The organism is Shewanella sp. POL2 (genome assembly GCF_000282755.1).
GTDB classification, from domain to species: Bacteria; Pseudomonadota; Gammaproteobacteria; order Enterobacterales; family Shewanellaceae; genus Shewanella; species Shewanella xiamenensis.
The window spans coordinates 1-13477 of record NZ_AKZL01000037.1 but is presented as its reverse complement, the minus strand read 5'-3'; the positions used below and the strand labels follow the sequence as shown (position 1 = coordinate 13477).

13 protein-coding genes are annotated in these 13477 nt (G+C 47.0%); 10 read left to right on the top strand and 3 right to left on the bottom strand.

The window, feature by feature from the left end:
* Positions 1-31: 31 nt before the first annotated feature.
* Positions 32-1063, bottom strand: coding sequence for a dihydroorotase (gene pyrC, locus SHEWPOL2_RS11650; protein WP_037421589.1), 1032 nt, complete (start codon positions 1061-1063; stop codon positions 32-34).
* Between the two features lie 389 nt (positions 1064-1452).
* On the opposite strand from pyrC, the gene SHEWPOL2_RS11645 reads away from it, so the two are divergent.
* The 10 genes from SHEWPOL2_RS11645 to SHEWPOL2_RS11600 all read left to right on the top strand — a co-directional run bounded on the left by SHEWPOL2_RS11645 (position 1453) and on the right by SHEWPOL2_RS11600 (position 11563).
* Positions 1453-2715 carry an HlyD family efflux transporter periplasmic adaptor subunit gene (locus SHEWPOL2_RS11645; RefSeq protein ID WP_037428408.1) on the top strand — a complete coding sequence of 421 codons (1263 nt, stop codon included), beginning with the start codon at positions 1453-1455 and terminating at the stop codon, positions 2713-2715.
* Between the two features lie 94 nt (positions 2716-2809).
* The gene (locus tag SHEWPOL2_RS11640; RefSeq protein WP_037428407.1) at positions 2810-3085 is read left to right on the top strand and encodes a hypothetical protein; all 276 of its coding nucleotides are present in this window, start codon (positions 2810-2812) and stop codon (positions 3083-3085) included.
* A gap of 108 nt (positions 3086-3193) precedes the next feature.
* The gene (locus tag SHEWPOL2_RS11635) at positions 3194-3934 is read left to right on the top strand and encodes an ABC transporter ATP-binding protein (protein WP_023269017.1); all 741 of its coding nucleotides are present in this window, start codon (positions 3194-3196) and stop codon (positions 3932-3934) included.
* Positions 3935-3942: 8 nt separating this feature from the next.
* The gene (locus SHEWPOL2_RS11630; RefSeq protein WP_037428404.1) at positions 3943-5247 is read left to right on the top strand and encodes an ABC transporter permease; all 1305 of its coding nucleotides are present in this window, start codon (positions 3943-3945) and stop codon (positions 5245-5247) included.
* A gap of 11 nt (positions 5248-5258) precedes the next feature.
* Positions 5259-6458 (top strand): FtsX-like permease family protein, encoded by a 1200-nt coding sequence (locus SHEWPOL2_RS11625; protein WP_037421576.1) that lies wholly within the window; start codon positions 5259-5261, stop codon positions 6456-6458.
* 97 nt (positions 6459-6555) lie between these two features.
* Positions 6556-7992 (top strand): sigma-54 dependent transcriptional regulator, encoded by a 1437-nt coding sequence (locus SHEWPOL2_RS11620; protein WP_037428402.1) that lies wholly within the window; start codon positions 6556-6558, stop codon positions 7990-7992.
* 40 nt (positions 7993-8032) lie between these two features.
* Positions 8033-9688, top strand: a complete 1656-nt coding sequence (locus SHEWPOL2_RS11615; protein WP_037428400.1) for an ATP-binding protein — start codon at positions 8033-8035, stop codon at positions 9686-9688.
* Between the two features lie 252 nt (positions 9689-9940).
* Positions 9941-10351 (top strand): curli production assembly/transport protein CsgE, encoded by a 411-nt coding sequence (locus tag SHEWPOL2_RS11610; RefSeq protein ID WP_037421568.1) that lies wholly within the window; start codon positions 9941-9943, stop codon positions 10349-10351.
* A 10-nt stretch (positions 10352-10361) separates the two neighbouring features.
* On the top strand, positions 10362-10757 hold the full coding sequence (locus SHEWPOL2_RS11605; RefSeq protein WP_037421565.1) for a curli assembly protein CsgF: 396 nt from the start codon (positions 10362-10364) through the stop codon (positions 10755-10757).
* Complete coding sequence (locus tag SHEWPOL2_RS11600; protein ID WP_037421563.1) at positions 10757-11563, top strand: CsgG/HfaB family protein; 807 nt, start codon at positions 10757-10759, stop codon at positions 11561-11563. Before SHEWPOL2_RS11605 ends, SHEWPOL2_RS11600 begins: the two co-directional genes overlap by 1 nt.
* An 88-nt stretch (positions 11564-11651) precedes the next feature.
* Here the strand turns inward: SHEWPOL2_RS11600 and SHEWPOL2_RS11595 are convergent, their stop codons facing one another.
* Positions 11652-12260, bottom strand: coding sequence for a TetR/AcrR family transcriptional regulator (locus SHEWPOL2_RS11595; protein ID WP_037421559.1), 609 nt, complete (start codon positions 12258-12260; stop codon positions 11652-11654).
* A gap of 22 nt (positions 12261-12282) precedes the next feature.
* The coding region (locus SHEWPOL2_RS11590; protein ID WP_037428397.1) for a coniferyl aldehyde dehydrogenase at positions 12283-13477 on the bottom strand (1195 nt) is incomplete at its 5' end.

Sequence of the window (13477 nt, the reverse complement as noted above, 5' to 3'; positions counted from 1 at the left end):
AGGCTCACCGTTTATCGCATCAAAAGGCCTGTTATTCAACCTGCCAATCGATTTGTTCGCCAGCGCGAATTGGCACAACGTTGTTGTCGCCAAGTGGGTAACTGACGGGCACATCCCAAGATTTTTTCACTAGGGTGATGGTATCGCTGTTGCGGGGCAGATTGTAAAAATCTGGGCCATTGAAGCTGGCAAAGGCTTCTAATTTATCCAGTGCATTAACCGATTCAAAGGCTTCGGCGTAAAGCTCTATGGCGGCATGGGCAGTATAAGAACCCGCGCAGCCACAGGCGGCTTCTTTACGGTCTTTTGCGTGTGGCGCCGAGTCAGTACCGAGGAAGAACTTCTTATTGCCACTCGCCGCAGCCGCTAACAGTGCTTGCTGATGGGTATTGCGCTTTAAAATCGGCAGGCAATAGAAGTGCGGACGAATACCGCCAGCCAACATATGGTTGCGGTTATAAAGTAAATGGTGCGCGGTGATTGTGGCGGCCACGTTGTCAGACGCTTGAGTCACAAAATCGACCGCATCCTTAGTGGTGATATGCTCGAGAACGATTTTAAGCTTCGGGAAATCGGCCACGATCTTGCTGAGGATATTCTCAATAAACACGCGCTCACGGTCGAAAATATCAATCGATGAATCAGTCACTTCACCATGCACTAGGAACAACATGCCCACTTCTTGCATCGCTTCGAGGGCTGGGTAGATGTTCTTCAAATCGGTGACGCCAGAATCCGAGTTGGTGGTCGCGCCTGCGGGATAGAGCTTAGCTGCAACGATTTTGCCCGAGGCTTTAGCTTTACGGATTTCCTCTGGGCTGGTTTTGTCGGTGAGATACAACACCATTAAGGGTTCGAATTGCGAGCCTGCGGGCACTTGCGCCTTGATGCGATCGTAATAAGCCAAGGCGGTTTCGGTATCGATAGCGGGAGGAACCAGGTTAGGCATGACGATAGCGCGGCCCATATAGCGGCTGATATCGCGAACCGTATCTGTTAATTGGGCGCCATCTCTTAGGTGAATATGCCAGTCGTCAGGACGCGTAATAGTGAGTGTTTTCATAGGGCGATTCATCTTATTGGATATGTCTGCTGCGAGGGTGGCAGGATCTTATGTGGCAAGGTTTTAGCTGTAAAGGGAAACTCTGTCATTTGGCGAATAAAAGTGTTAGCGCATGTTGAGCGACTGCTGGCTTGTTCTTTGCTGAGTACCGTACACCTACAAGCAGCCTTTTCTCATATCAAGCGGACACTTTTGCTAAATTTAGGCGGACACTTTTAGTTTTCAACTGTGGTGTCCGCGGACACTTTTATCTTAAATCTTATCTAACACAATGAAAATAAATTCTTTAATGGAATTGGCATAGGCGTTGCTATTACTGGATATCGATTTTTAATAGTGTCCGTAGCGATGGGCATATCCAGCCCTCCGACAGGGAAGCGAGAAACGCCATGATTAAAGATACCAGCGGCCAAGATACTCTCCTTGCGCCATCAAACGCTAAACGTCTCAAAGTGCCCTTGATTATTGGCGGCTGCACCTTATTAGTGAGCGCCTTAGTGTGGGCCAGTTTCAGTAGCGATAATGTGAGCAAATCCATTAGCCGTAGTGAGTTAACCACTGCGACTTTATATGTAGGTACGCTGACTCGGGATATCGCGACTACAGGTAAAATCGTCGCGGCCAATGCACCGATCCTCTACAGCACTGAAGAAGGGACAGTGACGCTACTGAGCAATCCTGGCGATACAGTTAATAAAGGCGATGTGGTAGCCAAGCTAGATAGTCCAAGACTGACCAATCAATTAGAACAGGCGAAATCCTTATTAGCGGGTTTGGAGGGTGCTCTTGAGCGTGCCAAGCTGGACGCTAGACGCAACCAATTACAAGTCAACCAAACCTTAGATATGGCCAAGGTCGATCTCGAGGCGGCCGAGCGTGAACGTCGCCGTGGTGAGCAGCTTATTCAAAGTCAGCTGATTGGGCAGATTGACTATGAAAAGGGCAAAGATGATCTGCATAAAGCCAAGCTTAAATTTGAGCATGCGTTGCAAGACGCTGCATTAACTAAGGATACCTTGACCTTTGAAGTAAAGAATAAAGCGCTTGAAGTTGAACGCCAGCAGTTAGCGGTAGGTGAATTAGAGCGCCAAGTTGAAGCCTTAAATATTAAAGCGCCGGTTGGCGGCATTATTGGCAACTGGCTGACAGAGCAAAAAACGCGTTTGAGTGCCAATCAACCGATTCTAACTGTGGTCGATTTAAGTGCCTATGAGGCCGAGCTTGCGGTGCCAGAGTCTTACGCCGATGAACTTGGACTTGGCATGGAGGTTGAGCTGAGCTTTGGCGAAGTCAAACTCATGGGCAAGTTATCCTCGATTTCTCCCGAAGTGCGTAACCGTGAAGTGACCGCCAGAGTGCAATTTGCCCAGAGCGAAAGCCTTAAGCTGCGCCAAAACCAACGCATTTCTGCCCGAGTGCTACTCGAACATCGGGAAAATGTGTTGATGGTCAAACGTGGTGCCTTTATGACCAGCGGTGGCGGGGAGGAGGCTTATCAAGTCGAAGGCGATATCGCTACCCGCCGCCAGATTAAACTGGGTAGCACCAGTATGAGCCAGGTGGAAGTGATTGAAGGCGGTAAAGCGGGTGACGAATGGGTGATCTCGAGTGTTGAGCCCTTCAATCATGCCGAACAGGTTAAGATGCATTGATGTTATTTGGTTGAAAAAACTTATTAATCAAATTGATGGATTGGAAATTGCCGTGGTTGAAAATACTGCGGCGATAAGTAAATAGGAGCCAATAATGAGTCATAAAAATGTTGATATCAGTGTGTTGATGTCCTCCAAGCTGTTTGGCGTATTCGCTTTGGCCTTGTTAGTTGTGGCGGTAGAGCTGGGGATTGGAGAAGCTAATAGTTGGTTTTTCCTTGGCTTAAATATTTTGGAATGGACCAATCCCTTAGACGAAATGCGCCAGATTGGTGATGTCTCGATGGAAAGTGTGAGCTTGATATTCTCTTGCCTAAATGGGCTGTTCGGTAAGTTGAGTGAGTTCATTATGGGTGCTTTTCTGGGCTGATAAGCGGTTGCCTCTGCTTCGTCTGTTACATGCTCAAGTTACATTGAAGTCCCGCGCGTTTTATTAGCCGTTTACGCGCAAAGATAAAAATTAATTAAGGAAATTAAAATGTTATCAATGAAGAATATCAGTAAAGTTTTTAAAACGGACTTAGTAGAAACCCACGCACTGCGGGATTTCAACCTTGAGGTAAACGAGGGTGAGTTTGTGGCGGTCACAGGCCCTTCGGGTTCAGGCAAAACCACCTTCTTAAATATCGCTGGCTTGCTCGAAGGCTTCACCCATGGGGATTATTTTTTAGATGGGATTAATGTCTCCAACCTCAGTGATAACAAGAGTGCCGCCGTACGCAATGAGAAGATTGGCTTTATCTTCCAAGGTTTTAACTTGATCCCCGATCTTAACCTCGCGGAAAACATTGAAGTGCCGCTGCGCTACCGTGGTTTTAGTGCCAAGGAGCGTAAACGCCGTGTGGAGCAAGCATTAGAGCAAGTGGGCTTAGGTGCGCGGATGAAGCATTTGCCGACTCAATTATCCGGCGGTCAACAGCAAAGGGTAGCGATTGCCCGTGCTTTAGCGGGGGAACCCCGTTTTCTGCTCGCCGACGAACCTACGGGTAACCTCGACAGCTTAATGGCCCGCCAAGTGATGGAATTATTAGAGAATATTAACCAATCTGGCACCACCATCATCATGGTGACCCACGATCCTGAACTGGCCCGCCGTGCCCAGCGCAATATTCAAATTGTCGATGGTCAAGTCTGCGACTTTACCATGTATCAACCCAATGCGGCCCGCAGTGCAAGCCATAGCAGTGTCGATAAATTGGTTGCTAACGCCCAAGGCTAGGAGCGGTTATGTTCTTCTATTACTTAGATTTAGCTTGGCGTAGCATCAAAAAAACGCCCATGTTGTCGGCATTGATGATCATGGCGATTTCTATCGGCATTGGCATCACCATCACCACTCTTAACATCTACAAAATGATGTCCACTAACCCTGCGGGGGAGAAGTCCAGCCAGTTGTTTGCGGTACAGCTGTGGAGCCAAGGGCCAGATGCCTGGGATCGCTTCGATCAACAGATCACCTATCAAGACGGGATGAACTTACTTAAGAGTGATATTCCGAGCCTGCAAACCCCCATGTTTCGCACTGGCGGCGCGGTGCAAACCGAAGATCCCGCTTTTTTACCCGTGCTGCAATCTCGGGTTAGGGTAACCAATAACGACTTTTTCCCACTGTTTGGCCTCGAGTTTCAATACGGTCAGGCGTGGGATGACAGCGTCGATAAAGATGCTCGCTACGAAGTGGTGCTCACCGATGAGCTGAATAAGACGCTGTTTGCGGGCCAAAATAGTGTCGGCAAGACGATTTATTTTAATGCTAAGCCCTATCAGGTGGTTGGCGTGCTTAAGCCTTGGGCGCCGAGTCCAAACTATTATGACCTTAACAACGGCGCCTTTGGTAATGTGGATACCTTGTTTGTGCCCTACAGCTTAGCGCCGATTGAGGAATATGGCAGTTGGGGAAATACCAATGGCTGGAACTATGAGAGCATCAACAACTACGCGCAGCGTTTAACCTCCGAAAAGCATTGGACACAATTTTGGGTGCAACTCGATACGCCTGAACAAGTTGCTGAGTACCGTCAGTGGGTTCGCCAATATATTGAACAACAAAAGAAATTAGGTCGCTTTAGCTCACCTAAGGCCGATGTGCAATTGTCCGATATTGACCAATGGCTAGCCATTAATAAAGTGGTGCCAGAGGATAACAAGGTGCTGGTGGGCCTCAGTGCACTCTTCCTCATTGTTTGCTTAGTCAATATGTTAGGGTTGTTGCTGTCTAAGTTTTTACGCCGAGCTCCCGAAATTGGCGTGCGCCGCGCCATCGGCGCCAGCCAAGGGCAGATCTTTGCCCAACATATGGTGGAAGTGTCTTTGATGGGACTATTCGGTGGCTTACTCGGCTTGGCTTGGGCTTGGGGCTCACTTGCGTTGCTCACAAAGAAGTTTCAACTTGAGGCTTCGATTACTCATCTCGACGCCAGCATGTGGCTCATTGCGCCTGTTATTGCCATTTTTGCAGCGATTGTGGCGGGTATTTATCCTGCGTGGCGTGTGTGTACCACTAACCCAAGTGTTTATCTTAAGAGCCAATAATCGGGGGCAATATGTTACATATCAAACCTATTCTCAGCAGTTTATTACGCAGTAAAAGCGGCCCCTTACTACTGTTATTACAGATTATTTTGTCTGTGGCTATCGTCGCTAATGCCAGCTTTATTATCGCCGAACGATTAAATTTAATGGCGCGTGAGTCGGGGATTGTTGAAAGTGAAGTCTTTGATTTCAGCATTTATCATTTTGATAAATCGACAGATTTAGTAGCGCAGGATAAACGAGATTTAGAGATCATTCGTGCGATCCCTGGCGTTATCGATGTTGCACCTACCTCTATGGCTCCCCTGAGCGGCGGCGGTTGGTCGAGTAACTTTACCCTAGGGCCTGAGGAGCGCGCTAAATCTACGCCCAATACCGGCATGTATATGAGTGATGAGCATTTTATCGACTCCTTAGGGCTGAAGTTAGTCGAGGGACGTAACTTCTATCCCCAGGAAATCACCACAGAGTTGCTGGAAGATGGGGGCAAGATGATAGTCACTAAAGCCTTTGTCGATAAGGTGTGGCCGAATGAATCAGCGCTTGGCAAGAGCGTATATATGGGCACACAGCACTTTGTGGTGATTGGAGTGCTGGAGCGCTTACAAACGGCATGGGTTGATAATAGTAACCTTGAGTTTAGTTCTGTGTTGTCGGTGAATTATCCCGCTGACTATAAACGTTATTTAGTAAGAGCTAAGCCAGCTGATATTGAGCGCTTAAAAGAGGTCATCCCCGAAGCCCTGCATAAAGAATATCCTAGCCGGGTAGTCGAAGGCTTTACAACCATGAGCGAGCGCCGTATCGAGGCATATCGTGACCATGAATTAATGGCAACCGTACTAACCATGATGGTGGTATTGCTGTTGTTGATTACCTCACTTGGGGTGACAGGGATGGTGATGTTTAATATCCAGCGTCGCACCAAGCAGATTGGCACTCGCCGCGCGTTAGGTGCTAAAAAGCGCGATATTATCAGCTACTTCTTAGTGGAAAACTATCTGCTATGTCTGTTAGGTGGCACTTTGGGTGTGCTGTTAGCGATTCAGTTAGGCCAGCAATTGATGAGCCTGTATAGCTTACCTATGCTGGCGCTTTCCTATCCATTATTCACCGTTGTTGGATTATTTGTGGTGACCACCCTTGCGGTGTACTTACCTGCACGCAAGGCTGCCAAGATATCTCCGGCGACAGCGACGCGTACTGTGTAACATAAGCTGAGCGGCATAAAGTGCGATAACAGTAGGATGTTATTGCACTTTTTGTTACTTTAAGGTTAATAGTTTTACTCGGGATATACTTTGCCACATGGACACAATTCTGATTGTCGACGATAACCACGCCATCTGCCAGGCCTTAGGCTTAATGCTGGAGATCAATGGTTATCAGGTGTTAACTTGCCATACACCAGATGATGCCCTTGGTCTGATCGCGACCCATGATATTGATCTTGTTATCCAAGATATGAACTTCACCCGCGATACCACCTCTGGGGAAGAAGGGCGGCAGTTGTTTTATGCATTGCGTGATAGGCAGCCGGATTTGCCGATCATTTTAATGACGGCTTGGACGCAGCTCGAAACCGCTGTTGAGTTGGTTAAAGCCGGCGCCGCTGATTACATGGGCAAACCGTGGGATGATGCTAAGTTACTAAACAGCATTACGAATTTAATTGCTCTCTATAAGCTTGCACGTACAAATCATCGGCTCGAGCGAGTTAATTCACAACGCCAAGTCGCGATTGCCGATGCGGATCTGTGCGGGATTGTTTTTGGTAGTGGTGCGATGCAGCGTTGTATTGACTTAGCCTTACAACTGGCACGCTCCGATGTATCTGTATTGATCACAGGCCCTAACGGTGCCGGTAAAGATAAGCTTGCCGATATTATCCATGCTAATTCTCCCTTAAAAAACAAACCCTTTATTAAGGTGAATGTGGGGGCTTTGCCAATGGAGTTGCTCGAAGCCGAACTCTTTGGTGCTGAGGCGGGGGCGTTTACGGGGGCTAATAAGGCGCGCATTGGTCGCTTTGAAGCGGCCGATGGCGGCACGCTGTTTTTGGATGAAATTGGTAATTTACCGCTCTCGGGCCAAGTGAAATTATTGCGGGTATTACAAACCGGGGAGTTTGAACGTTTAGGTAGCCATAAAACCTTAAAAGTGAAGGTGAGGGTGATCAGTGCGACCAATGCCGATCTTGCCCAAGATATTGCCGAGGGACGTTTCCGTGAGGACTTATTCTATCGCTTAAATGTGATTGAACTGGCCTTACCGCCACTGAATCAGCGTATTGACGATATTTTGCCCTTAGTGAAACATTTTGTCGGTGAGGGTTTTAGTTTGAGTAAACCCGCCCAACAGGCGCTATTACAGCATCGTTGGCCGGGGAATGTGCGCGAGCTAGAAAATGCCTGTAAACGTGCGGCGCTATTGGCGCAAAGTCGAGTGTTAACGGAAGCTGATTTTGGTTTACCGCCAGTCAATGCTAACAACACTCACACGATAAATACGATGACGTTTGGGCGAACCATAACCGAAGTTGCCCCGATTGAATCACAGATAAAAGTTGCCAATCAAGACGTGTCCGCTCAACTGGATTCGAGCGACGCTATGGATGTTAGCCGTGAGCAGATTGAAATGGCCTTAAGACAGCACAAGGGCGTGATTGCACGAGTAGCTAAATCCCTTGGCCTAAGTAGGCAAGCCCTGTATCGCCGCATGGATAAGTTTGGTCTAGAAAAATAGTCATAGCATGATAAACATTGAGTCTTAGGTGGAGTTTTAGGTGCAACTGCGAACAAAATTAATCATTTATTCAACTGTTTGTTGCGCCTTAGGTGTGCTATTGACCCTAGGTGCTGTGAGCTATCGCCCCTCTATCTCGTCAGTTGAAGTCCCAGCTCCCATCAAGCTCCCCGCAATTAATATACCGCCCATCGACGTAGATAAGCTTCAAGAAAACGTCGAAGCGGCAATTAAAAATAACGAGAAATTACAACAAACGTTGTCATTACAGGAGCGTTTAAGGGCCGAGCAGATTAAGCATGAGCTGCAAAAGTTAGAGCAGCTCAAGCAAGAACAATTGCAAATTAAGCTTTTTAAACTCGAGCAGCTTAAAGACGGGCTTTTTAGTCCTTCTGCCCATCCTGATGTGCCGCCCACGGCCCCGCCAGCAGAACCTATCTCACTGCCTAAGTTGACGTTAGCGCAAGGGACAGATCAAGGGCTACCAATCACCGAATGGTTATTCATATTATTGTTTACCTGTGGTATTTGCGCCTTAGGTTTGGCTTGGTTTACCCGCCATTTAGCTCGTAGCCTCAATGCCTTAGAGGTTGGCTTACTCAACTTTAACGATAATGACTTTAGCGTCAGCATTCCGGCAAATGGTGAGGGCCAGCTTAAGGCATTGGCTGAGTTATTTAATGATTCGGCAGCTAAGCTGCGCCAGGAGCGGCAGTATATTTATCAGCGCGAATTGCTGCTGGATAAAGTGATTCAAAGCTCACCTAACGTGATGCTGCTGTTTAACGATCACCAAAAACTCATGTATGCCAACGATGCGGCGCGGCATCTTTTCCATATCAAAGGCAAAATGGAAGGCTTGAGCCTCGACGAACTGCTGCAAGACTTACCCGATGCCCTTGCCTTGGCCCTTAAGCAAGAAAAGAGCGGCCTGTTTACCATGGGTGAGGATGATACTGAGACTTGGTATCTGAGTCGCGGCCAATTTTTGCTGAATAACCAACAGCATAATTTAATCTTGCTTAAGCAGATGACCCGAGAGCTTAATCGTCAGGAAGTGGCGGTGTGGAAGAAGGTGATCCGTATTATCAGCCATGAGCTAAATAATTCTGTCGCGCCCATTGCTTCAATGGTGAACTCGGGGCGTTTACTCACGAAAGATCTCGATAATCCAAAGCTTAAACTGATATTCGACACTATAGAGAGTCGCACGAATCACTTAAGTCAGTTTATTTTCAATTATGCTCGCTTTGCTAAACTGCCTTTACCGCAGCGACGTCAAGTCGCGTGGCAGCAGCTTATCGAACATTTAACCCAGCATTATCCTTTTACCTTAGCCAATGAATTACCCGCTGAAATGGGCTATTTCGATCAAGGGCAAATGGAGCAAGTTCTGCTAAACCTGCTGAAAAATGCCCATGAATCAGGTTCCGATCCCGATGAGGTCATGCTTACCATTCGCTTTCAAACGCTGGTTGATGGCGCTGGCTTTATTATCAAGATAGAGGACCGTGGTAGTGGCATGTCGGAGGAAGTGTTAGAGCAAGCCCTGTTGCCTTTTTACTCAACCAAGCAATCGGGTACTGGCTTAGGCTTACCACTTTGCCGCGAAATCATTGAGGCCCATGAAGGCAGCATTAGTATGCATAATCGCACCGATGGCGGGCTGTCAGTACAACTCTGGTTACCGCAATAATCTGCGTTTGATAGTGTATCAAGAGTTTTCATTGCTCATTCTAATGTATTACCCAAATGGGCTATTTTGCGGTTTTTACCTTAGCTTTTTGGGCTAATTTAGGTCTCAGTCTAATGACTAGCATTCTTCAATCCTGTTAACCTTCTTTTAATAAAAATAAGCGTGAAATGTTACATGCACAACATGGCAAAGTGTGCATTTTACGCTATCGCTGTATCTGAAGGTTTGAGCATTGTAGGTAAGGAGGGACCTGTGAAATCGTTAATTCAGCGGTTGTTGTTCAGTATTTTGTGTCCATTCTTGTTTATAAGCGCTCCTGGCGCGTTAGCCGATGATGATATTGAAATCAGTGGGCTTGTGATAGATAGAACCTTAACGCGTTTTGGTAAGGATTTTGGGTTTTACTATTCAAGTTATTGGCGCGAATTGCCGTTTACTCAAGGGTTTAACGTGACCTTGTATGAGACGGTGTTTCCGCAGGCCGGAACCGTTTTAACCTTAGAAGTGAATGGAACTCGTATTTATACCACGCACTTTGGTCGTCGGGCGAACCCGATTAAGGAGAGCGCAGAGCAGGCTATTTTGTTGACGATTGATTACTTAGCTCAAGTCAGGGCTAATGCGATTACGGGTGATTTTTCAGGAACATCAGACGATTTGTAGGATAACAATAATGACATTCAGGACGTTACTTTCTCTTGCTGTGTTTTGCATAGCTCACACCAGCCAAGCAACCGAATTAATCTATACCCCCGTCAACCCAAGCTTTGGGGGCAATCCTGCGAATGGCTCCTTTTTACTCAATAAAGCGCAGGCTCAAAACGATAATAAAGCCAGCTCGACCGAGAAGGACTTTGTTACCCGTTTTAAGGAGTCATTGGAACGTAACATCATTAACTCCATCACCCGCGGCGTTGCTGATGGTGAGATCAAAGATGGGGTGTACGATACTGGCGATTTTCGTATCGAAGTCGCCTCTACTGGCACCGGAGTGATGTTAACCATCACTAACATCGAAACTGGCGAAGTGACGGTGATTGAAATGCCAACTTTTGGAGGCGGAAACTAATGGCACGTTCCATCTTTATCGCTTCTATGCTGCTGAGTATGTCCGCCTGTAGCTTGATCCCCAAGCCTGACTTAAATATTACTCCTGCTCAAGTTAATCCAATGAGTGAGGTGATGAAGGAGCTACAGAGTCAGCCTGGGCCAAAATTTCCGATCCCAGTTGCGGTATATTCATTCCGAGACCAAACCGGGCAATATAAACCTCAAGCTAACGTCAGCTCATTTTCAACTGCGGTCACTCAAGGGGCAACATCGATGCTGATGCAAACCTTGATTGACTCTAAATGGTTTACGCCCGTTGAGCGTGAAGGCCTGCAAAATTTATTAACTGAGCGCAAGATCAGTAATAAGCAAAATGGCTCAAAGGGCGATGATATCCCCGTGTTATCGACGGCGAGATTGCTACTAGAAGGTGGCATTATCAGTTACGAGACCAACACCAGTACAGGCGGTACAGGGGTTGAATATTACGGTATCGGCGCCTCGGAAATGTACCGTGAGGATTTAGTCACTATCTATCTGCGTGCTGTCGATGTACACACGGGCAAAGTGATGATGTCTGTATCTACGAGTAAAAGGGTACTTTCGCAGGAAATGCGTGCAGGCCTGTTCCGTTATACCAGTTTGAATCGTTTGGCCGAAGCCGAAGTCGGTTTTACCACCAATGAACCTGTGCAGTTTTGTGTACTACAAGCCATTGAGTTAGCAGTCGCTGAGCTTATCGAAAAGGGTGTAAAACAAGGTTATTGGAGTGCTTCGCAGTTGTCGCAACCTATAGAAAAACAACCTGAATTAAGCCAAAGCTGATTATACTAATCGTATTAAATATCTGTTCATTCAGTTAAACATCGCCACAATCGAGCCAGATATAAGTCTGGCTCGATTGCTTTTAGGTTTAGTCGGCCCGTAACGCCTTCCAAAACAGCGCAAAGCTGGCATCACGATAATGTTTATCTCTGCCCAATTCGGGGTTATCTATAAAAAATCGTGTGGCTGCTAAGTATTGTCCGTGGCAATTTTCAAGCATTAATTCAATGGGATAGTGGGCAATTAATCCCATTAGCTGCCCTTTTTTTATCAACTGGGCGATAAACCCTAAGATGCTATTCATTGCTTGTTCGCGGATAGAAGCCGCAATCATAGGTGACATTGAATATTGCTGAAAAAATAATTGCTTGATTGGATTATCAATCGACCAGTCAATCGCGCTCTGCCAGAGGATTTCTGCATGCTCTTTAAGATCGCTCCCTTCTTTGATATTTAACAATAATGCATTAGCAAACTCTTGTTTAATTGTGAGAAACAGGCTTTCCATCAACACTTCTTTGGTTGGGAAATGATGAAACAGTGTGCCTGTCGCTACGCCAGCCTGCTTGGCAATTGAAGCGGTCGAGGTGGCATGAAAGCCTTGGCTGACAAATAACGATAAGGCGGTATCGAGTATCGCCTGACGTTTATCTGTCATGGGCTTAGTATCTGTATCTGTTGGTAATAAGCTCGACATAACCACTCCTAAGCGGCCCGTATTAGCGTAAAAACAGCTTCATCAACATACGTTGGATAAAAGTGCCATAGGGTGGATGGACAAATTTACCCGTGTTAAAGCGCCCACGGCTTAGCACGGTTTTGGCGTGGCTAAAGGTGAGGAACCCTTCTTTACCATGATAATGCCCCATACCAGATGGGCCTATGCCGCCAAAGGGCGCATCATCGGCTGCTACATGGAATACCGTTTCATTGATACAAACACCGCCAGAGTGAGTTTGCTTGAGGATTTTTTGTTGGCTCGCTTCATCAAAACTCATCACATAGAGCGCTAAGGGTCTGGCGCGACGGTTTACGTAGCTAATGGCTTCATCTAAAGAGTCGTAACCGATAACGGGTAATAGCGGCCCAAAGATTTCCTCTTGCATCAATAGCATATCTTCAGTGGTATTAGTAATCAGCTGAGTGGCGAGTTTACGATTCTGGCTGTCTATTGCTTCATTTGAGGCAGAGATAATCTTGGCACCTTTGGTTTTGGCATCCTCAAGTACAGCCAATAAACGATCAAATTGGCGGGCATTAATAATGCTGCCGTAGTCCTTATTTTGGGCAATTGCGCCGTACATGGCTTGGAATTTTGCTTGATAGGCTTGAATAAAATCGCTCACTTTAGCGTTAGGGCAAAGCACATAATCAGGCGCTACACAGATTTGTCCAGCATTCAAACACTTACCATAAATCATTCGTTCTACCGCTATCTCTAGTGGCATATCGGGGGCGATAATTACTGGCGATTTACCTCCGAGTTCAAGGGTAACGGGGGTGAGATTATTGGCCGCGGCGCGCATCACATGGCGGCCAACCGTGGTTGAGCCAGTAAATAGGAGATGATCGAAGGGCAGTGCTGAAAACTGCGCCGCGACATCAGCTTCACCTTCGACAACGGCAACATGGGATTCATCAAATACTTCGGCGAGCAACTGTTTGATAACGCTATTGGTTGCTGGAGTAAATTCCGAAAGTTTGAGCATGGCATGGTTGCCCGCAGCAATCGCCGTGACTAATGGCCCAATGGAGAGCATGACGGGGAAGTTCCAAGGCACGATTATCCCAATAACGCCTAGTGGCTGATAATGCACTTTGACTTGGGCGGGGGCGAGTAAGATGCCCGCATGGCGGCGGCTTGGCTTGAGCCATTTTTTGAGGTTTTTCAAACTGTAATTGATGTTATTGACC